Source organism: Vulcanisaeta souniana JCM 11219 (genome assembly GCF_026000775.1).
In the GTDB taxonomy this organism is placed as follows: domain Archaea; phylum Thermoproteota; class Thermoprotei; order Thermoproteales; family Thermocladiaceae; genus Vulcanisaeta; species Vulcanisaeta souniana.
Genome location: NZ_AP026830.1, coordinates 1,962,642 through 1,989,349, shown reverse-complemented (window position 1 = coordinate 1,989,349; position 26,708 = coordinate 1,962,642). Strand labels below are relative to the sequence as shown.

Genomic DNA, 26,708 nt, shown 5'->3' with positions numbered 1-26,708 from the left:
CAGTAAATTACTTAATAAGCTGTAACGACGCCCTAGTATACGTAGAACTCCTCTATGGTCTTCATAAGCCTTGTTATTCCTGGGTACCCAAATATTCCCTGCCCAATATTTTTAACTAAATTACCGATTATTACTGTCGGTGTTCCTGGAGCACCCAGTTCCTTCGCAACAGACCTTGCTTCCATGATCCTCTGCAACTCCTCATTAACGCAGTCATTACTAGCCTCAGCAATTGCATCCTCACCACTTAACTTGCCACTTAGGTAAGCCTCATAGTGTCTCCTGAGCACCTCAAGAAAGGCCGTTGGATTCCTCCTATAGATACATCGAAAAACCGCGTGGAGCTTCTCAATACCTCTATGTACTGGGTAATCAACGAAGTAAAGAGATGCCTTACCCTCCCTAAACAACTCCATTAGGTAGTCACCAGCCTCATCCTCAAGCAATGCACAACCAGGGCAATGAAGATCATAAAATACTATGATAAGTAACCTAGGGTTTTGAGCCCTAAAACCCAGCCCAACCCTATCAACTCTCTCCAGCACACTCCTTAAGTCCCTAATTAACCACTTATCAGGCATCAAAACAAGCAGAGACGGTTCAACTTAAAAACATTAAATAGATGGGCAAAAATGCATACTCGAGGATTGATTTATTTAGGGCTTATCGTTTTTGGTAGACAGAACGGAGGTAACTTAATAATTACCCTCACTTTACAGGCCCAATGCATTTAATTACTAATACCAACCCGCCTCATCCTCCGTCTCGTTAATTTCCTCACCTTTCTCAGGTAATTCCAGGTAATATCAATGCCTCGATTACGTCCTGGAGAACTTGGTACGAGATAAGGATGGAGGATACACAGTGGGCTTTAGCGACATGATATTCTACGTATCAATGGACAAGGATGTTTTAGAAGCAGCACGATATCTGGTTGCATGGGATTTGATAATGGTCGGAACATTAACCAATAAAGTGATTAGATAATTCCTAGGTGCTACTCACGTCTATGTTCTATTACTAATATCACTAATGAACTCACTAATTGACTTTCCTGTTTTTGTCACCCAATACGTCATTGTTGATGAACCTACCAATTCATTACTCCTATTCATTAATTCTGCTGTTATCAACACAATTGGTTCCCTAACGTGGATTACCCTTGCAACTGCCTTAAGTACCCCCTCGGCTATTGGTTTTAGGTACTTCACTGTTAGGTCCGTGGTCACTGCGATCACGTACCTTGGGTAATAGTGACTTATTACGGCTACCCAGGCCATTGCATCGACCAGCGCCGCGTGGACCCCGCCGTGTACTGTGTCCAGCACCTGTAGGTGCTTCCTGCCTATCTCCACAGAGCCTATTGCGCAGTCCTTGCCTACATCCTCAACCTTAATTCCTATCAATGCCCAGTAGGGGCTTAACTCCTCAATGACCTTCATTGCCCTCAGTAGCTCATCATTGCCTGCTTCGCACTTTAATTCCTGCATTGTTGATTGGCATTACTACCATGGGCTTTAAGCATTAGCCCATGAGCAACCAACTCCAAAGCGGTGTTATTTTAACCTTGAGTCCCTCTATCTCGACCTCATCCTCAAGGTCCCAACTAATTACCTTAGCCATCCCACACCCAAGTACTTCATGTACCTTAACCAATGCCCAGACTTCCTCCTATCGGTTTCATCAATTGCCGAGGCATAGGTAACCTGCATGTACTCCCTGGGCCTTGATTAATTACGAAGTTCATCTCGTAACCATTTACCCTCATATAATAAGTATGAAATATCCCTGTATAACCCTAGGCAGGTTAAAGGCAAACCCTTCTTGATAACCTCCCTAAGCGCACTCTCAACGTTCATGCCGTGAATTCAGCATTGAATAGGAATAACTTAATCATAAATAGACATGGGTATTTATTAAAATTAAGTAAATAAAATATTTAATACTAGTCATTAATTATTTTTCTTTTTTAAATAATTACTTAGGCATTCTTTATTTATTGTTATCTTCCTGTTTATCCATGCCATCTCGGTTATTTTTATTGGCTGTATCATCTCATCCATCACGGTGAGCGGATCGTAATCCCTGCTCAGGACTATGCACTTACCCCTCCTCATGCATTCCCTGGCTGCCCTAACCTCGGCTGGCTCGTCCTCCGCGAGCATGTAGTCGAGGCCTAGCTCCCTGAACCACTTAACCCTGGTCTCAGCGACGGCTTTATGCTCAGGCCTTGAGTGGTCAATCACGAATACCACGCTTGGCCTTAGGTAGTCGTAGTCCAGGGCGAGCCTAACGTTCATTAGGAATGCCCTTGGGTTCTTGAGGCCGTAGGTTATGCTTGCCAGGTCTATCATTAAGTAGTCATACCTGTCGTTGACTAGGTCTGGTAGTGTCCCGCGCTCGACCTCGACAATACACCTTGAGTATATCCTCCTGAGCCTTGGATCCATTAACTACTCCATTATTTTCATGGGCATTTTGCAAAATAAATAACTAAGGTTTAAGGAACCTCATTCCTTCATTATTTCGTCCATGTACGGCTTCAACGCCTCAATAACCGCATAGAAAGCTTCTGGATTTAGCACGGCGTTTATGTTCACTGCCTTATCAATGGGCCAGCCCATTAGGACCTTCTTAATGGGGACCTCAAGCTTCTTGTAATTCCTAGTCATTGGTATGTCGGGTACCTGTATTATGTAGTCAGCTATGTAGTAAGGCCCTAATTGGTTCCTTAGTGCGTCATTTATTTTCTTCTTCAACTCCTCAGTTAATTGAAGGCCTGGCCTTAAGGCAACGAAGATAACCAACTTATTCTTAACCTCAACGGCTAGGCTACCCACAACCTCAGGCAGGGACTCAACGACCCTGTAAATATCCAGGGTACCAATCCTGATACCTTTCCTCTTTATCGTTGAGTCTGAGCGACCGGTTATTATTACGGTGCCCCTGTCAGTGATCATAGCCCAGTCACCATGCCTCCAAACGCCGGGAAATACACCAAAGTAGGATTCCCTGTACCAGTTGTAGTCTGGGTCGTTCCAGAAGTAGATGGGCATTGAGGGCATTGGCCTCTCGATGACCAACTCACCCACCTCATTAACCACGGGCCTACCCTCCTCGTCATACACATTAACAGCCGCGCCCAACCACTTGCACTGCATTTCGCCCTCCCACACGGGCAGTATTGGGCAACCGCCGACGAGCGCGGAGACCACGTCAGTACCACCGCTGATCGGCGCCAGCCACACGTCTTCCTTAACCTTCCCATAAACCCATTCAAAGCCCTGGGGTGACAGTGGCGCAGCCGTTGAACCAATCTCCCTAAGGCTCCCTAAGTTGAACTGCATGCCGGGCTCTATCGTGGACTTCATGGCCGCGTGAATATAGGGCGCACTGAGACCGAGTATTGAGAGACCCTCCTTCTCCGTGATCTCCCAGTAGGGCTCGAAGTTCCTGACCGTTGGATCACCATCATAGAACAGTATTGTTGCGCCGAAGAGGAGCGCATTAACCGTGAAGTTCCACATCATCCATGACGGCGTCGTGTACCAGGTGAACTTATCACTTGGTTTATAATCCATGTGAAGACCAACCTTGTAGGCCTCGAGGAGTACGCCACCATGGCTGTGGACCACGGGTTTCGGTATCCCCGTTGTACCGGATGTGAATAGAACCCATAGTGGTTCATTGAATTCCATGGACTCGATGGAAAGCCCAACACCTCTCCTACCCGTTATCTCCCTCCAATCATGGACAGACTTGCTGAGACTCAACTCCACCGAATCCTTCATGTTTGGTATGATGACAACCCTCCCAATACTCTGCACGGAATCAACAATCTGCTTAATATCGCCATACTTATCAAACACCCTGCCCCTATATGGGTAACCATCAACTGCAATCAAGACCTTGGGCTGCAGTAGGTTAAACCTATCAATGACTGCCCTGGGTGCCAACTCGGCACCCACGCCAACCCAAATGGCTCCAATACTTGCGGTGGCCAGTAGAGCTACCACAGCCTCTGGGACTTGGCTAACGTACGCAGCAACCCTATCACCCCTACCAATGCCAATGCCCTTAAGCCAATCAGACAATGCCGCAACCTCCCTATACAGTTGGTCCCAGGTTAGGCTTCTCCTGAACCCATCCTCCCTAACGTAAATTATTGCCTCCTCACCCCAACGGGAAGCCCTAAACACGTGCTCAGTGTAGTTAAGCCTTGAACCAATGAACCAGCGGGCACCGGGCATTATCCTTGGCTCAAGAACCTTCGTATACGGCGAGTGGGGGATAACACCAAAGTGGCGCCAAATACTTACCCAAAAAGTCTCGAGGTCCTCAGCACTCCACCTCCAGAGCCTATCATAATTGTGGACATTCCTCATTGGTTTATCTATGGATACCTCAAAATTGAAACCAAAGACCTCATTAAGCCAATTAACAAACCTCAAGATATTCGAACCCTTAATCACATCCTGGCTAGGACGCCAAAGAATCCTGGTTTTTCCCTCCATATAATTATTTATGTGTAGCTACTTATTAAGTATTAGTTTATCATTGATTTTATTTTACTCGTATAAAATGACTGCGGGAGCCACCACAACGAGTAAAAGTTATAAAAAGGGCTGATGCTGTGGGACTTGAATGTCCAAGAAACCGGAAACAAAGGCACCCAGTAAGGCTGAGGAGAAGGCTGGAGCCAAGGCTGCAGCTAAGGCAGCTGGTAAGGCGGCGGAAAAGGCTGCAGAGAAGCCAGCGGCTGTACCGGCAGCAGCAACTAAGGAGGAAGAGGGAGGTGCAGAGGCTGGTAGGAAGGGTTGGTTAACCGCAGCCGTAATACCACAAGAAGAATGGAAGGGGTTTAAGTATAGGGGCTTTACCTTCGAGGAAATTTCAAAGATGTCCATGGAGGAATTCATTAAGTTATTACCTGCAAGGCAGAGGAGGTCGTTAATGAGAGGTTTAAAGCCTGAGCATAGGAAGTTCCTTGAGAAGGTTAGGAGGGCCAGGAAGCTCGTGATCGAGGGCAAGAAGGTAACCCTGAAGACACATACCAGGGACATGATAATACTGCCCGAGATGGTTGGCTTAACAATAGCCGTTTATAACGGCATTACCTATCTACCAATTACGATTAGTCCATGGCACGTTGGTCACTATCTTGGGGAATTTGTGATAACATCAAAGATCGTGCAGCATGGAGAGCCAGGGCTTAAGGCTACAAGGAGCACGCTACACATAGCCTCAAAGTAATTACTCAATATTCCACCTCTTTCGTATTGAAAAATACTTATAAATGCTAGATTCACGGTATAAACGAGTATGGCGACAGTAAGTGTAGACCCAAAGGCATTTTACGCAAATCCACCGCAGGGAAAGCCATTCTACGTGAGATTCGCTGTACCGCAGGATATAGCTGAGAAGGCCTACGAAGTTTTGTCAGCAGCTAGGGAAACTGGTAAAATCAAGAAGGGCACTAACGAAGTCACTAAGGCTGTTGAGAGAGGAATAGCAAAGCTCGTATTTATAGCCGAGGATGTTGACCCACCGGAGATTGTGGCCCACCTACCAATACTTTGCGAAGAGAAGGGCGTTCCATACGTCTATGTGCCTAGTAAGGAGAGACTTGGCAAATCAGCCGGCCTTCAAAGTACGTCAGCAGCTTCGGCAGTTATAATCGACCCAGGGCAGGCAGCCACCGAATTAGAGACCCTTGTTAAGCAAATAAATGACGTGAGGGTTAAGGCTGGCTTAAACCCGATTCAACTTCCGCAGCCACAGGCTGCGCCACCGACCGAGAGGGCGCCTACCAAGAGGGCCGCCAGGAAGGGTGAATCCAAGTGAGCAATGAGGAGACTAAGGTTGAGAGGTTTAGTCCGTATGAGGATGCTGTTGCGGCCCTTGTAGTTCAGTTGCTGGGTAGGACTGGAATAGCCGGTGAGGTCAATATTGTTAGGGTTAGGATACTCGAAGGTAGAGATAAGGGTAGGGTAATAACTAGGAACGTGAAGGGCCCAGTTAGAGTTGGAGATATTGTAATGCTCAGGGAGACTGAGAGGGAGGCTAGGAAATTAACGGTCAAATAATTCATAAATCATGGTTATGATTATTGTATTGTTAAATCATGACCCAATTTCAGTATCACACTCTTAATGCGTCTTCTCGGTACCAACCACGGCAATAAAGATAGACCTATTCACATAGATAAGGGATTTATCACCACCTTAATTAAGGGTTTATGTGGTGCCCACGGATTTAGTACTGGTTCTAGCAATACCTATGGTTATTATACACGCCGCAACATCGCTGATTAGCCTAAGGTACATTACAGTGCCGAGATTTATTGGTCTGCCAATAGCTGTTTATGAAAGTGTATACTATGTAATACTCCTGACGTACCTCTTACTGAACCACTATGGCATAGTACTACTGGTTATGACGACGCTGTTCCTGCTAATACATGTTGGCGGAGTTTATCTATACGTAAATGGTACGTTGACCTATCTATCACATAAACGCAACGGTCTCAGATATTATGGTTATTACGAAATTGCTGAGCTGATATTCATAGTCATTACAATGAGTATGCTCATTTATTAAGTTTGTCCTGGGTGAAATCTTAATAGTCCAATGATTTCCCGTATTATTAATGACTAGGAAATTAACGATCGAGGATTTAAAATTGGTAAGGATGGTTCATGAGTTAAATGCCGACGCTGAGAGCAATACCCTAGTTTTTACCGTTTCAAAGATTGCGGATTCCCTGGAGGATTACGAAAGAAACATATGGGCCTTTGATGGTAAGTCCCTGAGACAAGTCACCAGAGGTAATAGCGATTTCTCGCCGAGAATCCTAAGTAATAAGGGCTTGGTATTCCTATCTAGGAGAGGGCTTGGTAAGGATAAAACTGGCACCGAGGTTTGGTATCTGCCTCCTGATGGTAGCGAGGCCGTTAAAATAGCATACATAAGTGGTGGCGTTAGTGACCTACGCGTTGTTAATAATGCCATGTACTTCATTAGTAATGTCGGTCCTGTACAGGAGGATGTTAAGTTCATTAATGAATGGCCCCTTTGGTTCAATGGCAGGGGATTCATACACACGTTTAGGTCATACCTATTTTCACTGGACCTAAATGGAGCTATTAGGCAAGTAACGAATGGTGACTTTAACGTTGTTGCCTACGACATTGAACCTAATGGTAGGAGGGCGGCTATTGCCGTAAGCACCAATAGATTTAAGCCATATAGGAATGAGATTTGGGTAATAAGTTTGGAAGATGGTGAGCGATACACAGTCCTCAGTAATTATGGTGTAACAGCGATTAGATGGTCACCCGATGGAAAGTACCTGGCGTTAGTGGGTAATGACCTTCATAGGGGCTTCGCTACCCATGATCACGTATTGCTCGTGAGGCCCGAGGGTGGTGAGGTCATTGAACTAATGAGGGGCATTGATAGGAATGTTGGTAATAACCTTAATAGTGATGTTAGGGGTTCACCACCACCGATTAGACTTCAGTGGGTTGGTGACTGGGTCTACTTCATAATGATGGATGGTGGATCAACAAAACTCGTGAGGGCTAATGTAAATAGCGGTGTTGAGACTGTGATCGGTAGCGAGGGGAGTATTGAGGATTTCGTGGCTATGGGAGATGGAACAATATACTTCATTTCCATGAACCCGCTGAGGCCCACGGAACTGTATAAATGGTCTAATGGCAGTGAGGAGAGGATAACGAACTTCAATAATTGGGTTAATTCCGTAGAACTCTCAAAACCCGAGCCCTTCAAGTTCCGCGCCAGCGATGATAAGGAGGTTGAGGGTTGGCTAATGAAACCTGCAGGGCTTAAGCAGGGCACTAGGTATCCAGCGATCCTGGAAATCCATGGTGGTCCAAAGACGGCCTACGGTTACTCATTCATGTTCGAATTCCAGCTGTTGACAAGCGAGGGCTTTGTGGTTATTTTCATGAATCCCAGGGGCAGTGATGGTTATGATGAGGAGTTCGCGGACATACGTGGGCACTATGGTGAGAGGGATTATGAGGACTTAATGGAGGGTCTTGACTATGTGATTAGGAGTTACGATTTCATAGACCCAGGCAGATTGGGGGTCATTGGTGGCTCATACGGTGGGTTCATGACTAATTGGATAATAACGCATACGGATAGGTTCAGGGCAGCAATCACTGATAGGTCGATATCTAACTGGGTCAGTTTCTTTGGCGCAAGTGACATAGGCCCCTATTTTGCCAATGATCAAATAGGTGGTGGTGAGGACAGGGACTTCTGGTCATACATGGAGGATTACATTGCTAAATCCCCAATTATGTATGCGAAGAACGTTAAGACGCCATTACTTATAATACACTCCCTTGAGGATTACCGTTGCTGGTTTGAGCAAGCCATTCAATTCTACACTGCATTGAAGTACTTGGGTAAGGAGGTTAGGATGGTTGTGTTTCCTGGTGAGAATCACGACTTATCCAGGTTTGGTAAGCCTAGCCATAGGATTACTAGATTGAGGACTATTGTTGATTGGTTCAATGAGAAGTTAAAGACCTAGGTTCACTGGGTCCTCTTTAATTCCTCAATTACGTCCTTAGTCACATTGATGACTCTAACGCCCTTATCAATGGCCCTCTTAACAATCTCAATCCTCTTCCTAAGTCCAACAGTCCTGCCAATAACTACGGCATCCCTCGTCGGGTCAACCCTATCAATATCCTCAGGTCTGTGGACAATTACAAGCCTAAAGCCACTTGGGTGTAGGTTCCGGACAAGCCTTGGCTTTCCATAACCAACCTTAACTCTCTTCGGGTAACCTTTAATCTCAAGCCTAATCTTATTATCATTACCCCTGGGCCTACGCCAATGTTCGCCATGGGCAACCTTAAGGTATTTCCACTCATCCATCCTCATCCAACGCGGCTCCCTCCTCTCCATCAACAACCTAAGCCTCAGTAACTGCCTTAACCTACCACTCAACGAGGCCCTAGGTCTTGGTAACTTCACCTCCTTAACCTCGGGCTTTGTCTCGGCCGTTTTGGCAATCTCCTGTTGGACAGTTTGGGTTTGTTGTTGAGCTGGTTGCTCGTTGGTAGACTCTGTCTCCTGTTGCTGCCGTTGCTCCTGCTCCGTGGGCTTATTTTCCTCCGCGGACATTGCAGAAACACCTAATTTAATGCCTTTTTAAATTTACCACAATGTACTTAAAGCCTTGCCTTTCAGGACAATGATGGAATTACAAGCTACCTTATCCAATCGACGATTAACGTATTGAATTAATTAACAAACCGAGAGATACGGCACGCCTATTATCTCTGTTAAACTCTAAGCTGACGGCCCCCCCGTCCTTGAAGGGCGGGGTTCTGGCCGATTGTTGTCACGGAAGGTTGAGAGGATTTAGAGCCCTAACGCTTACAATGATTGCGGATGGGGAGGTTCTGGAATTCATTAGGAGGCATAGGGCTAAGCATCGCGCCTGTACTGGGCTAGGAGGCTTGGATAAAGCCCTGAGAGGCTGTACTCGATGAGGCGATAAAAATTCCAGTCTATGATTTTAAACTTGGTAAGGTAGATTATGGTAGAACTGGAGCACTCAGAATAATAAAGGCATTACGGCAATTTAATCCAGTAGGAAGAACTTTGACCAAAAACCTTCAGGTGGAGATATCTCTTACCATTCTAACTACCCCGCAGATGAGGGAAGGCAAACCCAAATAAATGGTAACTTACCCAATAACGAGAAAGGAGACCAGCGTGTCAATAGACATATGCAATTAACGCACCGCCAACATTCAATTGCCTAGCCTCTAGGTGCGATAGAACGCCCCTGGAGGTGCTTAGGATCAGTAAACCGACATTCCTGGCAGGTAAGTACTTCTCTTCCCACTCCATTAGTTTGGATGCCTTAACGTTATACCTGGGCTTTATCGTACTAGTATCATTTATCTTACCTAGAAGCTGTACCTTAAACTTACCGCCCCTACCATCCTCTATGAACTCAATCTCACCGACATAACCATACCTTTGCATAACCCTAAGTACGTTACCCACTAGTTTAGAAGAAGGCCAAATAACCACCTCCTTATGTCCCCTGGCCTCCGCGTTCTTTATCATTATCAAGGCATTGGACAGTACATCAAGCATTACCATACAACCAACGTATAAGACCACAAATTAAAAACTTTACTGACCCAATCAGTGAAGGACCACGTCATCAACACTCAGCCGTACTCCCTCACATCACGAAACCACTAATCACCTTGAACACGCCGGTTTAAATGCTTAGCCAGCATGATGTACTTGGTTACTTATTATAATGCATTTATATTGAATAAAATATTAATAAATATAACTGTTCATAAATGATTAGAAGCCGCAATCAATAATAAAACTAGGGCGATTAATAACCTATATTATGAAGGTTCTAATTAATGACAGGGAGGTTGGTGATGAATACACAGGATGTGCCCTATGCGGTGATAATAGAAGGACGGGCACTTACCTAAGCATTGACGGAACCCTCAAATGTAAGACATGCGGTAAACCATGGAGCGGGACTTACCAGGAGACGGCAGGTTCAAGACTATACTTCTGCTGCGGAGATCACTATAGGGAATTCAGAAAATTAATACAGAGGGCCATTACAATAGGCAACATGGGCAGGGTGAGGACTGTGCTTATCTCCGTAAGCGGTGGCGAAAGAAGTATAAGGATTGAGGACTATGATGGTAGGGTAGTGATGATGAATGAATCAATATTTAACCTAACCAAGCAATAAACTATCTGACCTCCCGCCCTAAAGTGCGAGGCTTCAGTTGTAAATTACATATGACGGATTATTTAAATGATAAATGCGAGATCTGTATTATAAGGTTAAGAGGAACCACGAGAAGGTATTTGAAAGAATCTTTAATGAAACGCTGAACTTCCTTAAAGAAAACGTGGATGGCTTCATAAACGCAAAACTCTACAGGGTATCAACGACTCTTCAGGATGCCTAATATACAGTCAGAATATTCATAATGAGTTAGGAAGTATAAGGAGACTATAACGTATAGAAAAATAATCTTAGAGGATGAATCCAGGTATGAGGTCCCTCAGGAAATAGGCATGTAACGTACACTCCATAACACATAGTCATGAATAGCAATTATATCCTTCACATTTCTAATGATGGCAATGCTAAACCTGGATTTAACATTAACATAGTTGTGGTGGGGCCGCCGGGATTTGAACCCGGGGTCACGCGGGCTCTCGTCTCGCTCTAGCCATAGATCCCGAGCCGCGCCTCAGGCGTGGTTGAACCCACGTATCCTAGCCAGGCTAGACTACGGCCCCTCTCCAGGAAGGCAACGAATTAGAAATTTAAGTTTTTACTTAATATCGGTTTAGCTCTTTCCCGTAGGTTTATGTATTCACCCTACCTTTCTGATTCTCCTTCCACGGTCAGAATCTACAATTAATAGGAAGGGTCAGTATGGGTTTAATATTGGTCTTAGTTCCTTTTTAAGGCGTTCCTCGAGCTCTTTCCTAAGCCTATTCTTAGCCCTCCTATTGCCTTGCTTCTCATCGCCTAGCTCCTTGCACGTGACCACGTATATCCCCAACCTACTAATCCTCTCGCTCAGGATTTTCTTAATGAATTCCTCCCTACCCACGGCGTCAAGTCCAGCCCATTTACTGCTATTGGCGCAGATCTCATTGAGGTAATGCATTAGGAACCTAACAACACCCTCAGAACCACCTATATTGGCTGGGCAATGCTCGTTTAACAACCTACGGGCAACATCACCAGCCTCACCCACGTAATAAACAATGGAGCCATCGAAGAAGACATAAACACCAGCCCCATGAACATCAATGCTCCTGCAATCATAAACACCAAGTAAACAATCACCAGACAAAACATCAATAACGCCTAGGCAACTCTTAATGACCAGTTCGATATCGCATGCCTTAGTACTTCTGAGCATCATCCACGATTGTAGATTGCCCTCCATGTCTAACCCCCTTCATCCACAAAGGGCTAGACCTTTAGTTATGTAATGTAGATCGCATAAAGGTCGCTTTGTCGTGCAATAGTTTATTTTCATTTTTCTTGGTTAGAAACTTTTAGGCGTGAGATCGATAGATAATTAATCTACGTCAAGTTTTGTGATTAGGGTATGGACTTACTTTATTGTTTTCCTTGGTATGATGGCTTTGTATACTAAGTCCATTAGCCCCGTGAATGTTATTTCCCTTTCATGAAGCTTGTTTAGTTTTGGTAATACCCTGTCCATTTGTAGTTTGCATGCTGCGCAGGGCACTACTATACAGTTGGCGCCCTTATTGATTACACTTTGGTACCAGAGCTCGGCATACTTAATGGATAGCTCCTCCATTTCCTTGGCCAGCATTCCGCTTGTTCCGCCGCAGCATATGGCTAGTTCTGGTCTCTCATTCAATTCCATGTACCGAGAAACCACACTCCGTAGGACAAACCTTGGCTCCTTAACTAAGTCACCGCCCCTGGCATAATGGCATGGATCCATGTATATGTACGTAATACCATCATTCAACGATACATCAAGCTTAACCAAGCCCCTTTTAATGGCCTCCGTAGCTATGTATATTATGTGCGTCCCTTCAATACCGTACTCCCTAAGCCTTGGTATTACGTAGTTCTTGAACACCCTCCATCCGTGACCGCATTCGCCGGCTATTACGAGCTTCACGCCTAACCTACGTGCCTCCTCAACAATCCTCTCGGCTATTAACTTCATGTGTCTTTCATCCATGAACAGTCCATAGTTCGTTATGTCAGGTGCCCTCGTGCTTAGGGTGAAGTCTACGCCTAATTCATTAAGTAGTAGTACGTATCCCTTGAATGTGTTTAATGCCGTGGTGTAGTCGGCGCATGCAGACGGCAACAGCAATGCATAGGCCGCCTCATTGATCTTGACCCTAGCATTAACACCTTTCTCAAGCCTTATTTCGTTAACCGCATTGATTATTACCTCCTTAAGGACATCCTCTGGTAATCCTAGGAAGTTTCCTGTGGACTCCAGGTTATCTATGACCCCCACCACGTAGTTGGGTGCTAGGTTGAGCTCATAGAGCATGGATCTAATTGCCCTTGTTATGTCAGCCACGTCAACACCAAAGGGGCATGCCCAGGCACACCTTCTGCATGTTAGGCATTGCCAGAAGTACGTATATGCTTCATTAATCACCTCATCATTAATACGTCCCTTCATTATTGACTTAGCCAATGTTATTCTCCCAAGTGGTGAATTCCTGATATTGCGTGTTGCTAGGTATGCTGGGCATACTGTTAAGCATGCCCCGCAGTCCATGCATGTACTCAGTGATAGGACGAGGTTTCTGTTTTTGCGTACTCTGATCGCAAACAGAACTCCAGGTTCGGTTTCACTATATCCGCCTGGATTGAGTTTAACCCTATCGTGAAGTCTCCCCAACATATTACTTGGTGCCTTCTCATGCTTATATTCACTCATTTTCTCTTTACTCATTATCCATGCTTACTATGTGATCGATGCCTTAATACATTGATTATTTATGCAAAACATGCACTTCAGACAAAGACGTCTTCCTGCCATATTTTCCTTAACCATGTCTTCGCCGTGGAGACCTTATTACTGCGCTTTTGATCGCCTAATAACCGAGTATTGGCAACGTTTAATTTGAAGCCATTCTCCTTGATTACTCCATTATCCTGTAACGATACGCACCATTACCGCGTGAGTTTGCGAAGCAAAATCTTTTAAAGGCAATGCCCGCGTTGGGTCTTCGTGGTTAAGCTACTGAGTTTTTACCAAGGCAGGGATTCCAGGAAGCCCACTGGTGGTTATAGAGCTAGGCCGTATAAAGTTAAGAGGAAGGCGCTTGGTGGTGGTCCGCCGACTAATACCATACTGTCTGATAACGAATCAAGGAACGTAATTAGGGTCTTTGGTGGTAACGTTAAAGTTAAGGCTATTAATGTACAGTACGCTAACCTATACATTCCCAAGGAAGGTAAGGTAATGAGGGTGAAGATACTGAGGATCCTTGAGACGCCCGCCAATAAGGAATTGGCCAAGAGGGACGTTATTGTTAAGGGCTCGATTATAGAGACAGAGAAGGGAAGGGCAGTCGTTACGTCGAGACCTGGACAAGACGGTATAATTAACGCAATACTCCTTGAGAAATAATCCCAAAAGCATTATTAACCAATGCCTTACCTAAACTATACGTGGACAAGAAGGATTATTGGATTATTTGGACTGTTTACTTCGACTCAAGCAAGAGTAGAAGCTTTGGTAGGAAGGTCCCTAGTAGTATGGCTGTGCGGTCCCCAACAATTGAGGAGTTAGTTAAGGCAGTTAGTAACCTTGGCCTTGAGTTTGAGGTTCATGCCGATAAGAGACATCCAGGCAATTGGTTTGAGGGCCCGCATGGTTGCGTCGTGATCAAGAAGAGGAATGGAGTTAATAAAAGGAAGCTGGTGCTCATGATTGCCAAGGAGTTAATTAGGATCCGTCAATCAATAATGCAGGTCAAAGGGGCCTAATTACCTAGGTTGATAATGAGTTTTAGGTGAATCATGTCATTAATTGCATGGAGCAATGATGACAAGAGGCCCTTATTTAATGAGGAGTTCATTATTGCTTCGATTAACTTCTCGGGTTTGTTCAGTGAGGATGAATTGATATCCGTTGGTACAGGCATATCAAGTTCAATCTCCATCTCATTATACCCAGTTGATGCCACCTTCAACACGACATCATTTCCATAATCCTTAAACCAGTAATCATCTTCGTCATCTCTTCTGAACCCCATTTCCTTTAGAACCTTTACTAACATTGGAACCACCAACATATTAACTCACTTATATCGCTTGCTCTCTCATATGTGGGCTATTATTATGGCTAATAATGCCAATAGTATTGCTGATACCACAAGTCTCCTACCTCTGTATGGACTTATGTTAGAGAGCCAGAGGAAACCGCCAACAATGCCGAAGAGTATTGCCAGGGTCTCTGAGGCGCTGTATATTACGTTCTTTAGATAGTTCGTGAATGAAACTAGGTTATTAAGTGCCGTGTTTATTACGTTTTCGGTGCCATTTGTTATTGAGCTCATGAAGTTATTTATTGTACTAGTTACATTACTGGCCACGTCGTTAATGTGCTGCGCCGCATGAGTCACTGTCGGTGTTGCCAGCGTTATTAGGATCACGAGAAACACTTCCAGAGCCTTCCTCATTTTTCTCACCAATACTTTGATTTATTGCTGAAGCTTATTAATTACTTTCAGTGAACTCTCGTTCTTCTTCACTTTAATAAAAGCTTTATATAATTATGATAGGGGCATTATTTTGTATGATACCGAGGGCATTAACAATAGCAGGGCTTGACTCAGGTGGCGGTGCTGGTATCACTGCTGATTTAAAGACGTTTCATGCACTCGGTGTTTACGGCATGGTTGCACTAACGGCGGTAACAGCGCAGAACACCCTTGGTGTTAGGGCTGTCCAGGAGATTGATCCATCAATAGTTGAGGCTCAGATAGACGCAGTAGCCGAGGACATAGGTATTAACGCAGCTAAAACAGGTATGTTGAGTAGTTCGCAGATTATGGAGGCTGCAGCCCGCGCAGTCAGGAAGTGGGGGTTCCCGTTGGTTGTTGATCCTGTGATGTATGCTAAAAGTGGTGATCCTCTCATTAGACCTGAGGCCATGGAGACACTAAGGCGTGTAATAATACCCATTGCTAAGGTCGTGACTCCAAACGCGCCTGAGGCTTCTCACCTCGTGGGTTTCCGAGTTGAGACCCTCGATGATGCCAAGAGGGCTGCCAAGGTTATTGCCGAAGAACTTCACCCAGAAATTGTTATTGTTAAGGGCGGCCACCTAACTGGGGACGAGAGTATTGACATTGTCTACTTCAGGGATTCCGGCGAGTATAGGGAGTTGAAGGCTCTCAGGATAGACACGAAGAACACTCACGGAACTGGTTGTTCATTCTCGGCAGCCATAGCCGCTGGATTAGCTAAGGGCTTAAGTCCCTGGGATGCTATTAAACTAGCTAAGGAATTAATAACCACAGCCATTAAGTACTCATTACCTCTTGGTCATGGCCATGGCCCCGTTAATCCAATGGCATGGCTCGAGCTTAGGGCCTATAGGGCTGATATTATTGATGAATTAAATAAGGCGTTGAAGGTTATCGAGGATAATGCCGACCTAATTGGGAATTACATACCCGAGGTTCAGTCAAACCTAGGCTACGCATTACCCGCGTTATATGCCAGGAACTTGGATGATGTTGCTGCTGTACCTGGTAGGATTGTTAAGTACATGGGTAAGGCCAAGCCGAGTGGCCCACCAACCTTTGGCGTTAGTTCCCATGTGGCTAATTACATACTTACCGCCATGAAACATGGACCCGAGGTTAGGTCTGCAATGAATATTAAGTATGATAATAGGGTAATAGAGGCTGCAAGGGAACTTGGTTATGTGGTTAGTGGTTACGATAGGAGACAGGAACCACCTGAGGTTAAGGCTAGGGAGGGTGCTTCAATACCCTGGGGCACTGAGCAAGCCATAAAGAACGCCGGTAGGGTTCCCGACATTATTTATCACCTCGGTGATTATGGGAAGGAGCCTCAGATCGTGATTTTAGGACAAAGCCCAATTGACGTTGTTAATAAATTGTTGATAATTGTAAAACGTATTAATGAAAAACGGTTTTGATTAATTTACCTTTGCCATTAAACAAGGACTACCTGTAAATATTTATCTCCATGCCTACTTATTTTGTACTTGCTTACTTTGCCGTCCCTGAGTACCACGACTTCGCCATTCACGTTTTTAGCCACAGGCCTCCAACTTGGTGAGAAATAGTACTCGCTCCTCTTATATTTGGATTTGGCCAGTGGGTAAGCATTGCCATTGTACAGTATAACGCCGACGCTCCACTCAGGCGCTTTATTAACAAGTGATGAGTAGTCCTCATTATCCGTTGACTCCTCGTTAATCTCCTCATTCTCGGGCTCTTCCTCGTACCTATCTTCGTCTTCCATTACATAAAGCTCAGACCACCTCTTTATATTTTTATCTAAGTCCCCTAAATACCCGCGGCATAAGTACGTAAACTTAATAATACTCTTAGTAATACATTAAGAGGTTATTGCCTGGTTAATGTTTTATCTCTTGAACCTCTTAGGCCTTAGATTCTTACTCTTACACCTCCTACATTTCTCAGCTCCTGGTGGGTTCCTGGCTCCACACTCCCTACATATCCAATAGTTAAACCTGTGCTCAACGGCTATTCTAAGCTTCTCAGGGTCGCTAATGGGCATACGTACCTATGGGTATTAAGGCCCTTTTTATATTTTTACCTATTAACAGCGATCATTCAACGGGTACTATTTTATGATTACCTCATGGTTAACTTGGCGAGCATTACCTACTGCTTGAAAACCCAAGGGCCTTCTTAGCTTATGTAAAGCTAACCATTGAATACGGCTAGCGTGGTCTTCGTAATTAACTACTTAAGGCCAGGGCGCAGGGCTATTGTGGATCGAGGGTTGGGCGGTTTGGGAATTTAGATGTTGCGTAGTGCCTTATTAATCTGGTTGGGGATTAGGTATTGGTATGTCTGGTGCTCCTGGTCAATTCACGGGGTTTAACGCTGAGTTGTTGAGGAGGAACCGTTTCTGCATGGGTGTGAAGCGCGGCAGGGAATATGTCTGCAGTGGTGAGGCAGGTGAGGATGCCGTGAACAAGGCCGTTGATTTTCTGGTTGAAGCCATCAATCGAATACAACACTGGAGGGTTTGGGAAACATGGTGGATAGAGGAGACAATGGACGAGTGGCTGGAGGCCAGGGACAGGCTGGAGGTCCAGTTGAGGGGCAAATACAGCGAGGATATCGTCAACGCCATCACGGGGCTCGTTGACAAGTTCATAAACTATAATGAACGGTTCTTGAACTACTGGCGTGATGTTGGCAACGAGACAAGGAGACTAATTGATAACCTAATGAACGGCAGGGCAGAGGTAATCATTAGGGGCGAGGGCGCATCAGGAATAAGTGTGCATAGTGAGCACATAACGCTTGAGACGGATAGGACGAGCACTAGTATACCGGTTCACTTAGTGCTTAAGGGTCTTGAGGGAGTGGATGTTGAGGTGCCTGATTTCATGATGATGATGAATAAGGAGGAGTATACAAAGTTTGTTAAGACGCTTAGGAGCCTTCGCATCGGTTTCGCTGAAACCGATGAAAGCGTAGAGAAAGGCAGACCAGTTATGGGCACCAACCAAACCTGGCAAGTAATATTTTGGTCGTTGTTGTATCCTGGCGAGATTCGCGTGCATATAAACACCGTTAACGTCAATGTTAATAACATGACAGTAACATGGTATTTAAGATCCAGTAACCACAAGTCGCTCAAGGGCAAAATCAAGGATGCAGATGTAGATAAGTTTAGCGATGAGGAAGTTTTAGCACTTACACTAACAGCGGTGTTAGGCGATGGAAGCGCTTATGTTTCGAAAAACACAATTAAAATTGGAATAACGATGTCTGGTGAGAAGTTTGAGGCATGGGAGCCGCTATTGCAGAAATTGAAGAAAATAGGCTTTGATTGGGGCAAGCCTGCTCTAAACAATGATGGCACGGTCAACGTGTGGTTCCGTGGCAGTCGTGCCATTGACCTAGCTAGAACAACGATTGGCATTTTACCGCCAATACTTAGGGACGTCCTCGATGCTCTGGGCTTCGAGAAGTGGTTAAGGATTAACGAATATTTGAGGCGGAGCTCAAGTTCAGGCGAGGTGAGGCGCAGATTATGGTGGCCGGTTATGGGTTCACGGTGAGTGTTCGAGAGGGTACTGTCTGCTTAGAGCGTAAAGTCAGGGACAGGATTAAGGCTGAGAGAGTTATTGATGTGTTGAGGGCTAAGTACGGCGATGATTTCCACGCCTACATTAATGGGAAGAGTAAAAACTTCATCGTTAAAATACCAATATATACATTCGAAAAGTATGACGAAATTAGGACACAAGTTATTGAGGTGCTTCGCAGAAGACTCGAGAGGATAAAAGACGAGAGGAGGAAAAAGAACATAATTGAAGCTTTGAAAAAACTTGCACCCACAGAGGGGGTGGCCGTGGGGCAGTAATCGTCTCCAGGACGCCCATGTGTGATGTTATTATGACTGTCTGACGCCATTGCTTAAGCTCCTAATTCAGTCGCCAACTCTACGCCTATGCTCCTCATCTAAGTGCTCCGTTGGCTCATCAAGCACTAGCATTGGTATGTCCCGTGAACTCGTGGTTAGTAGGGAGGTGAGACTTAGGGAGTTGGGTAGGAGGAGGGAGAAGTTGAGGAGGAGACTAGGCGAATTAAATAGTGAGACTGAGAAGCTGGGTAAGCTTGAGGAGGAGTTGAGGAGTATCGAGGGCGAGTTGGGTAAGGAGGGCACTACCAAGGCATCACTCGAGGAATTACGCAGCAAGCAAGTACGTTAGTATTTTCGTTAAGTGTAATGCGCGTGTTTAGGGCTTTTATGGGGTTGTTTCAAACACCTTTATGCCGGTTTTATGTCAAGTACCTCTACCTCGTCGAGGGGACTTATACCGTACTTTTCCCTGACTTCCTTGGGTATTGTGAATTGCCTACTAGCCGTGTTCCTAGTCCTCAGTAATCTTACCTGCGGTATCTCGATTTCGAGGCCCCTATACTCGATGGTTATGTTTGCATATAGGGCGTTTTCAATATTGAGAGCCTTAACTAAACTGGCCGGTATGAGGACTTGGTAGTTTATGTATATCTTCGTTACATACGGTAGTTTAGTAATTACTATGCTTCTCCTAATTCTCCTTACCTTATAAATTCCAGATGCCATACCCAAAGTCAGGAATTGCTTAATTTATTTATTAAAGTTTCTAATGGGAATTAGAAAAAGTATGTACACCCATGGAACGCCATGGGCATGCTTACTATGGAACCCTTTTAAAGGGTTTTACCACACTATCATCAATGAATGTTGCAATTGACGTATTGGTAATGACAACACAGTTAATTGCAATAATAGACCCGGTGGGCGCCCTACCGATAATAATGGAGATACCAAGCATAGATAAACCAGTGGTTTTCAACAGGGCGTTGAGAATAATAGCCATCGCAGTCCCTTCACTACTGGTGCTATTCACGGTGGCTGGACCATACATACTGGGCGCATTTAACATAAGTGTTGCTGACTTCAGGATAGCCGGTGGCATTGTCCTACTCATCATAGGCATTGACACACTTAGGGAGGGAGCGCCAAGGACGATGGGTCTGAATCCCGAGGACTTCGTCTTCACGCCAATAGTGACCCCAATGCTCGTAGGCCCCGGTGCCATAACCTCAGTAATGCTCTTCAGCACCTACTACGGCCTCCCCGAAGTAATAATTAGCATAGTAATCGCCTCCCTAATAACATACCTGGTGATTAGGTTCAGTTTCATCATAATGAGACTTATTGGGAGTAACATGCTTAGGTTCATTGGTAGGTTCATGAGCCTAATAATAATGGCGTGGGCAGTATCACTAATAGTGGAAGGCATTAAGGAAGTGATATAGGGAGAAGAAAGATTGTGATTTTTACGCAAACCAAGTCATCGTTTAACTCTATCCCACACTCAATCCATTAAATTGAGAGAACAATTGGGCCAGTCCGTAGGTATTTATCTGACCAAGGCCATCCACTGGATTCCACAGACCCTGAACAACCCAGTAAAGCCCATTCTCGCCGCCAAGTGTCACGAACATAGTACCAGGTATCCCAGTGAAAAACACACCGGTTGGATAAGCGGTGTTCCATGTATAGAATTGGCTTGGATAATAGTAATAAATTAGATATAGGTTAGGTGCCAAGTCACCTAGCTTGAATGAAGTACCGAGGTAACTCTGTATTGTCGTTGTCATGCCCGCAGACAGCGGTGTCGCTAGGCTAGTACCACCCCATACATATTGTGATAACCCGCCATTAATAACCAGAAGAACACCAGTATATGGGTCAGCGTCAGCAGCAATGTCTGGAACACCCCTATGCCCAACCGTATAGAAGTAAACACCCAGGTCAGGCTCATACACGTAAGTTCTCTCATAAGCTATGTCTATCAATGTCTGACCTGGTGTCTCATTAAATGCAAATGAGTAACCACCGCCACTACCCCACATGTAGTGACTATTCCAATTCCACGCATACTCAACACGACTAGTCATTGTGTAATTAATTACGCCCTTAAGAGCCGTACCGCCGACACCGGTTAACCATGGGTCACTGGCTGGATATCCAACACTAGGCTCCATTGCCATATTGAAAGAGAGCCAAGCAGTGTCAAAGGCGCCGCTATCGCCTGATGCCGCAAATACACCAATACCCTCCGCAGCCGCTTGCATGAATATCTCATCATAGCCATAAAGTAGGTTGTAACTCGGCGGTGGATAATAAAGTATGTCCTCTGGTTCTCCCCAGCTTAGGCTTATGAAGTTGGCAAGATTATTGGCAACTACGTACTCAACGTCAGTGAATAAATCATCACCAGCCGTGGGCGACACAACAAGTAGTATCTTGGCACCTGGGGCCATTGTGTGGGCATACTCGATATCCAGAGCTGTTTCGTACGACCAACCTTCTGCAGTACTTAGATCAGCTGATGTAAGTACCGGTGTACCGGTTGGGTAGCTGACCTGACATGAGGTTGGTGGTAAGCTAAAGAGCGAGTTAAAGGTAGCAAGGTCATTGCATGCGACGTTCTGGTAAACGAGTCTGTTGGCTAGGGTAAAGTTAACATCACCAAAGGCATCAACTATTGCGATCGTTAAGCCTTTACCCGTGTAACCACTATAGGAATAGCCATTAAATAATGGTAATTCATCATAAATGAACTCTAGGCCCTTGGGTAACCATATCTCTGCCTGGTGGTACCTTATTTGCATTGGTACTCCATTTATTGCTGTAACGTTCGTAGTTAATACCGAATTCACGTTTGTGGTATTTAAAGGAATAGCCACGTATTGTGGTTTATAAGACGGAATAACACTACTTGCTGTAAAGTAGCCAATTGGTATGCATTCTCCGGCTATTATCCATTGCTGTATATTAATTGGTGCTGACTGCAGGGCTGTTAGGAAGCTGTCTACCTCCGAGGCCGTACCAGTGGCCTCCATGAGCATCGGGAACGTGTAATTAACAACTAAGCCACTCTGTTTAGCAAGTTTCGTTATATAATTAAAGACGTAACTCGGTGGTGAGTACCACTTGGTGAATTCCCTTGGTGTCACGAATTGATGGAAGTATGGACTTGATGGGTTATAATACATCTGGTACAGGAGGTAGTTGAGCCCGTTGGTTGTGGTTACATTGCTAAGCCAGAACCAGACGATCACATGACTCGGGACAGAACCTGACACACCAGGAACAACCTCAGTGCAGGTAAAGTATTGAGACTGTGCCTGTTGTGCGTATGTTGTTGATGCAGTTAGAATTAGCAAGGCTACTGTGATTATTATCGGTAGTATTTTACCTGGTTTTGTACCTGCCATATTGGCCAATTAATAGCCCTATTTATTTTTAAATATTTCCCTCGATTTCATATTACACTTTGACCAAAATTATCTCCGGTGCATCTATCTTCCCAAGGCCTTTCTATTTCCGCTGAAGAATACACCTTATTAATCCTGGTTTCCACTCAATGGCGATGCCCCTGAGTCGCATTGACCGTGTTGGGTTGTTATTGGCAACAGCAAATTCACTAAGTGGTATTATTTGGGGTGCTAATTCGGTCATTCTTTCAATATACATGCTGAGTATTGGTATATCAACTACGCTTATCGGTATTGTTCTCGGGCTTTTCTCGCTAATGAGCGCCCTTGGCTCGTTTATTGTTGGCTACCTAACGGACTTGATGGATCGAGTCAGGCTCTTCATTATTCTATCCATAATCAGCGGTTCCCTAATACTCCTAATGGCTATTGGCGTACCCATCATCGTCTCAGCGGCTTATTTAGCATCGGCGTTGTTTAATCGATACGTGGTATTAACGGCCATGATCGGTGAATATGCCAAGCAGAGGAATGTTTCTGACGAGGTTTTTAGCCTATCATCCTCCTTCAACGTGGTCTTCAGCGTTGTTGGTTCAGCAATTGCCGTATTGCCCAGTTACCTTGGGCGTCTTGGTTATGAACTCACCTTCATCATTGAGGCGATCGCCGTTTACCTAACAATACCACTAGTCCTCAATGCAATTAGGCACTTGGATCCTGCCGTTGTTAATGTTAGGATCGAGAGGATCGACCTTAGAGATTTGAGTAGGTTGCATTCGTCATGGTTGTTAAAGAGGCTAGTGCCCGAGGCAATAATCGGGCTTGGGGCCGGTGTTATAATACCATTGTTCAGCCTGTGGTTTTACCTAAAGTTTCACATAAACATTGCCAGCCTGGGTGTGGTTTACGCCGTATCCAATGCCACGCTTGCCCTGGGTACATTAATGGCGCCCACAATATCTAGACTAATGCGTAGTAGAGTAATTTCTGTGGTGATGCTTGAGGGTTTAGCCACAGGTGTCCTGGCGATAATGCCGTCAATATATGACTTACCGCTACTACTGGCCTTATTCATAGTTAGGAACACACTTATGAACATGGCAAGTCCATTACTGACCTCACTCATTAATGAGTTGGTACCAAGGGAAGAACGCGGCAGGGTATTCGGCATCTGGAATATGATATCCTCAATACCGCGAGCCGTGGGCCCTAGCATTGGTGGTTACCTAATGGACGTTGGTTACCTGGACCTGCCTCTGTATATTACATCAGCGCTCTATGCCGTAGCGGTGATACTATTCTATGTACTACTTGGGGGTGTTGAGGGTAGGATCAGGGTGATCCACGGTACCTAGTATGATCCCTGCCCTTTTAGTTGCCACAGAAAAAATATTAATTAAGTAGGTGCTTGTGTGACTCTGCCGTGGATTTTCAGGAAAGAGTATCGAAGAGTATTAAGGGAATTAGCGATTCATTTAAGGTATTGCTTGGTCCTGGCTGGTTGACTATGCTTGCGGATGTGGATGCGCCAAGTATACTCACGGCAATGCAGAGCGGCTATTATACGGGGCTTGCGATGGTTCCCTGGCTAATACTCCTAACAATACCTCTATATTTCATTCAGGAACTAACCATCAGGGCTGCCCTGGGCAGTGGGAAGGGTATGGGGACCCTACTTGGGGAGGTTTATGGTAATAAGGCTGCGGTTATATCATTAATCGCCATGCTCATAATAGATGGGGCTGCCTATGTCAGTGAGTACGCGGCCATATCAGCCATTGGGCTCCTCTTTGGGGTGCCCGTGGTTATTTCCGTGGTCTTAGTCCTTGTGTTTCACACGGTAATAATACTGATGGGTGGTTCGTATAAGAGGGTTGAGAATGTACTGCTTGCGATTTCCGCGTTCATACTGGTGTACCTAGTGGCCTTTGCTGTAATACCCATTAAGACTCAGGAGGTGTATGGTGCATTACTATCGATTTTCCTACCAAGCTCATACTCCAATTCCCTATATTTAACGTTACTCGCGGCCAACATTGGCGCCGTAATAATGCCCTGGATGCTTTATTACCAGCAGTCGGCAATTGTTGATAAGGGATTGAGGAGGGAGCATTATACACATGAGAGGTTTGAAACGATAATGGGCGCGATAATAAGCGAGACATTAATGATTGGTAGCCTATTGGTTGGTTATTGGCTTAGGGTTAGGGGTGGGGTTGTCGATGGATTCCAATCGGCGCTACTCTCGATAAGCAGGGTCATTAGCCCATACTGGTTCATAGTAGCCGCCATAGGCATGGTGGCTGCCGCGTTACTAGCGATATTCGTAATTAGCCTTGGTTTTGCCTATGGACTTAGTGAGTACTTTGGGTGGGCAACAGGGCTTAGTAAAAAAATGTGCGAGGCAAGGGGCTTTTACTTGTTTTATGTAGTTGAGATCGTACCTGCCGCCCTAATAATACTGTTTATGAAGGATCTCGTTAACCTAATACTGGATATAATGGTGTTTAATGCAGTAGCCCTTGCCGTACCTACGTACTTACTGATAAACATTGTATCCAGAAGGGAAGTCGTTGGTGACTACGTAATAAGTAAGGCAAGGGCAATCGCACTCTACGTGGTGACGACGTTACTAATAGTCTCCGGTATTTACGTGGCTATAACCTCGATCTGATGGGAATATCTGGGGAATAAGGTTTAATTAGATCTTTATTAAGTGTAGTAGCTGGGACTTAGCGTGAGAATATCCAGTAGAGAATTCCTTTATCTGCTGGTAATTAAGGGGATTAACGACAAAGGTTCTGGGGCAACAATATTCGGCATTGCCAAGGCCCTTGGTATCTCTTCAGCGAGCGCCTATGAGGAAATTAACCACCTAGTTAAGAAGGGACTTGTGGAGAAGAGAGATAGTGACATTTTCATAACCGATGAGGGAATTAGGGAGATGAATTCGTTAATTAGGGCTCATAGGGTTATTGAGATCTTACTCGTAAAGGCAGGTATTGATCCTGACAAGGCCTGCGAACTGGCTAAAATGTTTGACTATGCCCTGCCAGAGGAAGTCGTGGATAAGCTCTACGAATATCTGGGAAAACCAAACAAATGCCCCCATGGTAGGGAAATACCGGGCTCATGATCCCTATGCAAATATATTATATATGCAATAATACTTAATAAGGAGTCTATTGCGTAATGCTTAATGAGGTATGTGTGGATTAATGGCAAGTTGGTCTCTGAAAACGAAGCTACGGTACCGATACTAACACATGCCCTGCACTACGGTACATCGGTATTCGAAGGCATAAGGGCCTATTGGAACCCTGAGAATAATAACCTATTTATTTTTAGGGCCAAGGAACATTACATAAGGTTCCACAACTCAGCCAAGATAATGGGCATCAAGGTTAATTACAGCATTGATGAGTTAGTTGACGCCACGGTTGAGTTGCTGAGGGCTAATGAGGTTCACGAGGACGTTTACATAAGGCCAATAGCCTTTGTTTCAGCGAGCACTGTGAACCTAGATATTAGGAACCTTGATGTGTCCACGGCAATAATAACGGTACCCTTCGGGCACTACCTAGAGCCCAAGGGCATTAGGGCTAAGGTAGTTAGTTGGCTTAGGGTTCATAACTCCATGTTCCCAATGAAAGCTAAGGTGGGTGGAATCTACGTGAATTCTGTGATTGCATTAATGGATGCTAAGGCATCGGGATTTGATGAGGCGATCCTACTTAATCGCGATGGGTATGTGGCCGAGGGTAGCGGTGAAAATGTTTTCATCGTTAAGGATGGCGTGTTATACACGCCGCCAACCTATGATTCAATACTCGAGGGAATAACCAGGGACTCCGTAATTAATATAGCAAGGGATTTAGGATTCACCGTCATTGAGAAAAGAATAACCAGAGAGGAGCTTTACACAGCCGATGAAGTATTCTTCACGGGAACCGCTGCTGAGGTTACACCGGTAATAAACATCGACGGTAAGATCATTGGTAATGGAGAGCCAGGCTCAATAACACTTAAGGTGAGGAGTTATTACATGGATGTGGTTCACGGTAGAGTAAGTAAGTACAAGAATTGGCTCACACCGATTTACTAAGGGA

32 protein-coding genes and 1 tRNA gene are annotated in these 26,708 nt (G+C 45.0%); 18 read left to right on the top strand and 15 right to left on the bottom strand.

The window, feature by feature from the left end; all coding sequences use genetic code 11:
* Window positions 1–32 precede the first annotated feature (32 nt).
* The 4 genes from Vsou_RS10810 to Vsou_RS10795 all read right to left on the bottom strand — a co-directional run bounded on the left by Vsou_RS10810 (window position 33) and on the right by Vsou_RS10795 (window position 4,514).
* Window positions 33–581 (bottom strand): DsbA family protein, encoded by a 549-nt coding sequence (locus tag Vsou_RS10810; protein WP_188604231.1) that lies wholly within the window; start codon window positions 579–581, stop codon window positions 33–35.
* A 426-nt stretch (window positions 582–1,007) separates the two neighbouring features.
* Window positions 1,008–1,490, bottom strand: coding sequence for a PaaI family thioesterase (locus Vsou_RS10805; protein ID WP_188604232.1), 483 nt, complete (start codon window positions 1,488–1,490; stop codon window positions 1,008–1,010).
* Window positions 1,491–1,952: 462 nt separating this feature from the next.
* Window positions 1,953–2,450 (bottom strand): hypothetical protein, encoded by a 498-nt coding sequence (locus tag Vsou_RS10800; protein ID WP_188604233.1) that lies wholly within the window; start codon window positions 2,448–2,450, stop codon window positions 1,953–1,955.
* A 60-nt stretch (window positions 2,451–2,510) separates the two neighbouring features.
* Complete coding sequence (locus Vsou_RS10795; RefSeq protein WP_188604234.1) at window positions 2,511–4,514, bottom strand: acetoacetate--CoA ligase; 2,004 nt, start codon at window positions 4,512–4,514, stop codon at window positions 2,511–2,513.
* 322 nt (window positions 4,515–4,836) lie between these two features.
* On the opposite strand from Vsou_RS10795, the gene Vsou_RS10790 reads away from it, so the two are divergent.
* From Vsou_RS10790 to Vsou_RS10770, 5 genes are all read left to right on the top strand, one after another.
* Complete coding sequence (locus Vsou_RS10790; RefSeq protein ID WP_229709972.1) at window positions 4,837–5,253, top strand: 30S ribosomal protein S19; 417 nt, start codon at window positions 4,837–4,839, stop codon at window positions 5,251–5,253.
* Between the two features lie 69 nt (window positions 5,254–5,322).
* Window positions 5,323–5,844, top strand: coding sequence for a 50S ribosomal protein L7Ae (gene rpl7ae, locus Vsou_RS10785; RefSeq protein ID WP_054844543.1), 522 nt, complete (start codon window positions 5,323–5,325; stop codon window positions 5,842–5,844).
* Window positions 5,841–6,086, top strand: coding sequence for a 30S ribosomal protein S28e (locus tag Vsou_RS10780; RefSeq protein ID WP_054844544.1), 246 nt, complete (start codon window positions 5,841–5,843; stop codon window positions 6,084–6,086). The genes rpl7ae and Vsou_RS10780 overlap by 4 nt, the downstream gene beginning before the upstream one ends.
* A 157-nt stretch (window positions 6,087–6,243) precedes the next feature.
* Window positions 6,244–6,600, top strand: coding sequence for a hypothetical protein (locus tag Vsou_RS10775; RefSeq protein WP_229709971.1), 357 nt, complete (start codon window positions 6,244–6,246; stop codon window positions 6,598–6,600).
* A 49-nt stretch (window positions 6,601–6,649) separates the two neighbouring features.
* On the top strand, window positions 6,650–8,569 hold the full coding sequence (locus tag Vsou_RS10770) for a S9 family peptidase (protein ID WP_188604236.1): 1,920 nt from the start codon (window positions 6,650–6,652) through the stop codon (window positions 8,567–8,569).
* Window positions 8,570–8,571: 2 nt separating this feature from the next.
* Here the strand turns inward: Vsou_RS10770 and Vsou_RS10765 are convergent, their stop codons facing one another.
* A complete protein-coding gene (locus Vsou_RS10765; protein WP_188604237.1) occupies window positions 8,572–9,168 on the bottom strand; it encodes a 50S ribosomal protein L32e in 597 nt (198 codons plus the stop codon).
* A 600-nt stretch (window positions 9,169–9,768) separates the two neighbouring features.
* On the bottom strand, window positions 9,769–10,161 hold the full coding sequence (locus tag Vsou_RS10760; protein WP_188604238.1) for a 30S ribosomal protein S8: 393 nt from the start codon (window positions 10,159–10,161) through the stop codon (window positions 9,769–9,771).
* 265 nt (window positions 10,162–10,426) lie between these two features.
* On the opposite strand from Vsou_RS10760, the gene Vsou_RS10755 reads away from it, so the two are divergent.
* Window positions 10,427–10,789, top strand: a complete 363-nt coding sequence (locus tag Vsou_RS10755) for a TA0938 family protein (protein ID WP_054844549.1) — start codon at window positions 10,427–10,429, stop codon at window positions 10,787–10,789.
* Window positions 10,790–10,862: 73 nt separating this feature from the next.
* Window positions 10,863–11,012, top strand: a complete 150-nt coding sequence (locus tag Vsou_RS10750) for a hypothetical protein (protein ID WP_188604239.1) — start codon at window positions 10,863–10,865, stop codon at window positions 11,010–11,012.
* Between the two features lie 211 nt (window positions 11,013–11,223).
* Here the strand turns inward: Vsou_RS10750 and Vsou_RS10745 are convergent.
* The 3 genes from Vsou_RS10745 to Vsou_RS10735 form a co-directional block, all read right to left on the bottom strand.
* Window positions 11,224–11,349: transfer RNA gene (locus Vsou_RS10745), tRNA-Pro, on the bottom strand.
* Between the two features lie 134 nt (window positions 11,350–11,483).
* The gene (locus Vsou_RS10740; protein WP_264890726.1) at window positions 11,484–12,011 is read right to left on the bottom strand and encodes a hypothetical protein; all 528 of its coding nucleotides are present in this window, start codon (window positions 12,009–12,011) and stop codon (window positions 11,484–11,486) included.
* A 171-nt stretch (window positions 12,012–12,182) separates the two neighbouring features.
* On the bottom strand, window positions 12,183–13,526 hold the full coding sequence (locus Vsou_RS10735; RefSeq protein ID WP_229709908.1) for a (Fe-S)-binding protein: 1,344 nt from the start codon (window positions 13,524–13,526) through the stop codon (window positions 12,183–12,185).
* 279 nt (window positions 13,527–13,805) lie between these two features.
* Here Vsou_RS10735 and Vsou_RS10730 point away from each other — a divergent pair, with 279 nt between their 5' ends.
* On the top strand, window positions 13,806–14,207 hold the full coding sequence (locus Vsou_RS10730; RefSeq protein ID WP_054843941.1) for a 30S ribosomal protein S8e: 402 nt from the start codon (window positions 13,806–13,808) through the stop codon (window positions 14,205–14,207).
* A gap of 41 nt (window positions 14,208–14,248) precedes the next feature.
* Window positions 14,249–14,566: a signal recognition particle subunit SRP19/SEC65 family protein gene (locus tag Vsou_RS10725; protein ID WP_188603808.1), complete on the top strand. Its 318-nt coding sequence runs from the start codon at window positions 14,249–14,251 to the stop codon at window positions 14,564–14,566.
* Here Vsou_RS10725 and Vsou_RS10720 read toward each other — a convergent pair.
* Together Vsou_RS10720 and Vsou_RS10715 are read right to left on the bottom strand one after the other, a co-directional pair.
* Window positions 14,563–14,859 carry a hypothetical protein gene (locus Vsou_RS10720; RefSeq protein WP_188603809.1) on the bottom strand — a complete coding sequence of 99 codons (297 nt, stop codon included), beginning with the start codon at window positions 14,857–14,859 and terminating at the stop codon, window positions 14,563–14,565. The genes Vsou_RS10725 and Vsou_RS10720 overlap by 4 nt on opposite strands.
* Window positions 14,860–14,901: 42 nt before the next feature.
* Window positions 14,902–15,261, bottom strand: coding sequence for a hypothetical protein (locus Vsou_RS10715; protein ID WP_188603810.1), 360 nt, complete (start codon window positions 15,259–15,261; stop codon window positions 14,902–14,904).
* A 116-nt stretch (window positions 15,262–15,377) separates the two neighbouring features.
* On the opposite strand from Vsou_RS10715, the gene Vsou_RS10710 reads away from it, so the two are divergent.
* Window positions 15,378–16,751, top strand: a complete 1,374-nt coding sequence (locus Vsou_RS10710; RefSeq protein ID WP_188603811.1) for a bifunctional hydroxymethylpyrimidine kinase/phosphomethylpyrimidine kinase — start codon at window positions 15,378–15,380, stop codon at window positions 16,749–16,751.
* A gap of 17 nt (window positions 16,752–16,768) precedes the next feature.
* On the opposite strand, the gene Vsou_RS10705 is transcribed toward Vsou_RS10710, so the two are convergent.
* Window positions 16,769–17,080 carry a hypothetical protein gene (locus Vsou_RS10705; RefSeq protein ID WP_054843944.1) on the bottom strand — a complete coding sequence of 104 codons (312 nt, stop codon included), beginning with the start codon at window positions 17,078–17,080 and terminating at the stop codon, window positions 16,769–16,771.
* A 123-nt stretch (window positions 17,081–17,203) separates the two neighbouring features.
* Window positions 17,204–17,359, bottom strand: coding sequence for a 50S ribosomal protein L40e (locus tag Vsou_RS10700; protein WP_013337492.1), 156 nt, complete (start codon window positions 17,357–17,359; stop codon window positions 17,204–17,206).
* A gap of 295 nt (window positions 17,360–17,654) precedes the next feature.
* On the opposite strand from Vsou_RS10700, the gene Vsou_RS10695 reads away from it, so the two are divergent.
* From Vsou_RS10695 to Vsou_RS10685, 3 genes are read left to right on the top strand one after another with little or no spacing between them, the layout of a single operon-like run.
* Window positions 17,655–18,881: a hypothetical protein gene (locus tag Vsou_RS10695; protein ID WP_188603812.1), complete on the top strand. Its 1,227-nt coding sequence runs from the start codon at window positions 17,655–17,657 to the stop codon at window positions 18,879–18,881.
* On the top strand, window positions 18,854–19,186 hold the full coding sequence (locus Vsou_RS10690) for a hypothetical protein (RefSeq protein WP_188603813.1): 333 nt from the start codon (window positions 18,854–18,856) through the stop codon (window positions 19,184–19,186). Before Vsou_RS10695 ends, Vsou_RS10690 begins: the two co-directional genes overlap by 28 nt.
* A 49-nt stretch (window positions 19,187–19,235) precedes the next feature.
* Window positions 19,236–19,535 (top strand): hypothetical protein, encoded by a 300-nt coding sequence (locus Vsou_RS10685; RefSeq protein ID WP_188603814.1) that lies wholly within the window; start codon window positions 19,236–19,238, stop codon window positions 19,533–19,535.
* Window positions 19,536–19,594: 59 nt separating this feature from the next.
* On the opposite strand, the gene Vsou_RS10680 is transcribed toward Vsou_RS10685, so the two are convergent.
* A complete protein-coding gene (locus Vsou_RS10680) occupies window positions 19,595–19,912 on the bottom strand; it encodes an AbrB/MazE/SpoVT family DNA-binding domain-containing protein (RefSeq protein WP_188603815.1) in 318 nt (105 codons plus the stop codon).
* Between the two features lie 134 nt (window positions 19,913–20,046).
* On the opposite strand from Vsou_RS10680, the gene Vsou_RS10675 reads away from it, so the two are divergent.
* The gene (locus tag Vsou_RS10675; protein WP_188603816.1) at window positions 20,047–20,631 is read left to right on the top strand and encodes a MarC family protein; all 585 of its coding nucleotides are present in this window, start codon (window positions 20,047–20,049) and stop codon (window positions 20,629–20,631) included.
* A gap of 48 nt (window positions 20,632–20,679) precedes the next feature.
* Here the strand turns inward: Vsou_RS10675 and Vsou_RS10670 are convergent, their stop codons facing one another.
* The gene (locus tag Vsou_RS10670; RefSeq protein WP_229709909.1) at window positions 20,680–22,599 is read right to left on the bottom strand and encodes a S53 family peptidase; all 1,920 of its coding nucleotides are present in this window, start codon (window positions 22,597–22,599) and stop codon (window positions 20,680–20,682) included.
* A gap of 149 nt (window positions 22,600–22,748) precedes the next feature.
* On the opposite strand from Vsou_RS10670, the gene Vsou_RS10665 reads away from it, so the two are divergent.
* From Vsou_RS10665 to Vsou_RS10650, 4 genes are all read left to right on the top strand, one after another.
* Window positions 22,749–23,954: an MFS transporter gene (locus Vsou_RS10665; protein WP_264890725.1), complete on the top strand. Its 1,206-nt coding sequence runs from the start codon at window positions 22,749–22,751 to the stop codon at window positions 23,952–23,954.
* 68 nt (window positions 23,955–24,022) lie between these two features.
* Window positions 24,023–25,273, top strand: a complete 1,251-nt coding sequence (locus Vsou_RS10660) for an NRAMP family divalent metal transporter (protein ID WP_188603818.1) — start codon at window positions 24,023–24,025, stop codon at window positions 25,271–25,273.
* Between the two features lie 63 nt (window positions 25,274–25,336).
* A complete protein-coding gene (locus tag Vsou_RS10655) occupies window positions 25,337–25,735 on the top strand; it encodes a metal-dependent transcriptional regulator (protein ID WP_188603819.1) in 399 nt (132 codons plus the stop codon).
* Window positions 25,736–25,798: 63 nt separating this feature from the next.
* Window positions 25,799–26,704 carry a branched-chain amino acid transaminase gene (locus Vsou_RS10650; protein WP_054843951.1) on the top strand — a complete coding sequence of 302 codons (906 nt, stop codon included), beginning with the start codon at window positions 25,799–25,801 and terminating at the stop codon, window positions 26,702–26,704.
* Window positions 26,705–26,708: the final 4 nt, after the last annotated feature.

Coding starts and splice junctions, on each gene's coding strand:
- Vsou_RS10810 (WP_188604231.1), bottom strand. CDS start 581: ATGCCTGATAAGTGGTTAATTAGGGACTTAAGGAGTGTGCTGGAGAGA.
- Vsou_RS10805 (WP_188604232.1), bottom strand. CDS start 1,490: ATGCAGGAATTAAAGTGCGAAGCAGGCAATGATGAGCTACTGAGGGCA.
- Vsou_RS10800 (WP_188604233.1), bottom strand. CDS start 2,450: ATGGATCCAAGGCTCAGGAGGATATACTCAAGGTGTATTGTCGAGGTC.
- Vsou_RS10795 (WP_188604234.1), bottom strand. CDS start 4,514: ATGGAGGGAAAAACCAGGATTCTTTGGCGTCCTAGCCAGGATGTGATT.
- rpl7ae (WP_054844543.1), top strand. CDS start 5,323: ATGGCGACAGTAAGTGTAGACCCAAAGGCATTTTACGCAAATCCACCG.
- Vsou_RS10770 (WP_188604236.1), top strand. CDS start 6,650: ATGACTAGGAAATTAACGATCGAGGATTTAAAATTGGTAAGGATGGTT.
- Vsou_RS10765 (WP_188604237.1), bottom strand. CDS start 9,168: ATGTCCGCGGAGGAAAATAAGCCCACGGAGCAGGAGCAACGGCAGCAA.
- Vsou_RS10760 (WP_188604238.1), bottom strand. CDS start 10,161: ATGGTAATGCTTGATGTACTGTCCAATGCCTTGATAATGATAAAGAAC.
- Vsou_RS10755 (WP_054844549.1), top strand. CDS start 10,427: ATGAAGGTTCTAATTAATGACAGGGAGGTTGGTGATGAATACACAGGA.
- Vsou_RS10750 (WP_188604239.1), top strand. CDS start 10,863: ATGCGAGATCTGTATTATAAGGTTAAGAGGAACCACGAGAAGGTATTT.
- Vsou_RS10740 (WP_264890726.1), bottom strand. CDS start 12,011: ATGGAGGGCAATCTACAATCGTGGATGATGCTCAGAAGTACTAAGGCA.
- Vsou_RS10735 (WP_229709908.1), bottom strand. CDS start 13,526: ATGAGTAAAGAGAAAATGAGTGAATATAAGCATGAGAAGGCACCAAGT.
- Vsou_RS10720 (WP_188603809.1), bottom strand. CDS start 14,859: ATGTTAGTAAAGGTTCTAAAGGAAATGGGGTTCAGAAGAGATGACGAA.
- Vsou_RS10715 (WP_188603810.1), bottom strand. CDS start 15,261: ATGAGGAAGGCTCTGGAAGTGTTTCTCGTGATCCTAATAACGCTGGCA.
- Vsou_RS10710 (WP_188603811.1), top strand. CDS start 15,378: ATGATACCGAGGGCATTAACAATAGCAGGGCTTGACTCAGGTGGCGGT.
- Vsou_RS10705 (WP_054843944.1), bottom strand. CDS start 17,080: ATGGAAGACGAAGATAGGTACGAGGAAGAGCCCGAGAATGAGGAGATT.
- Vsou_RS10700 (WP_013337492.1), bottom strand. CDS start 17,359: ATGCCCATTAGCGACCCTGAGAAGCTTAGAATAGCCGTTGAGCACAGG.
- Vsou_RS10695 (WP_188603812.1), top strand. CDS start 17,655: ATGTCTGGTGCTCCTGGTCAATTCACGGGGTTTAACGCTGAGTTGTTG.
- Vsou_RS10690 (WP_188603813.1), top strand. CDS start 18,854: ATGGTGGCCGGTTATGGGTTCACGGTGAGTGTTCGAGAGGGTACTGTC.
- Vsou_RS10680 (WP_188603815.1), bottom strand. CDS start 19,912: ATGGCATCTGGAATTTATAAGGTAAGGAGAATTAGGAGAAGCATAGTA.
- Vsou_RS10675 (WP_188603816.1), top strand. CDS start 20,047: ATGAATGTTGCAATTGACGTATTGGTAATGACAACACAGTTAATTGCA.
- Vsou_RS10670 (WP_229709909.1), bottom strand. CDS start 22,599: ATGGCAGGTACAAAACCAGGTAAAATACTACCGATAATAATCACAGTA.
- Vsou_RS10665 (WP_264890725.1), top strand. CDS start 22,749: ATGGCGATGCCCCTGAGTCGCATTGACCGTGTTGGGTTGTTATTGGCA.
- Vsou_RS10650 (WP_054843951.1), top strand. CDS start 25,799: ATGAGGTATGTGTGGATTAATGGCAAGTTGGTCTCTGAAAACGAAGCT.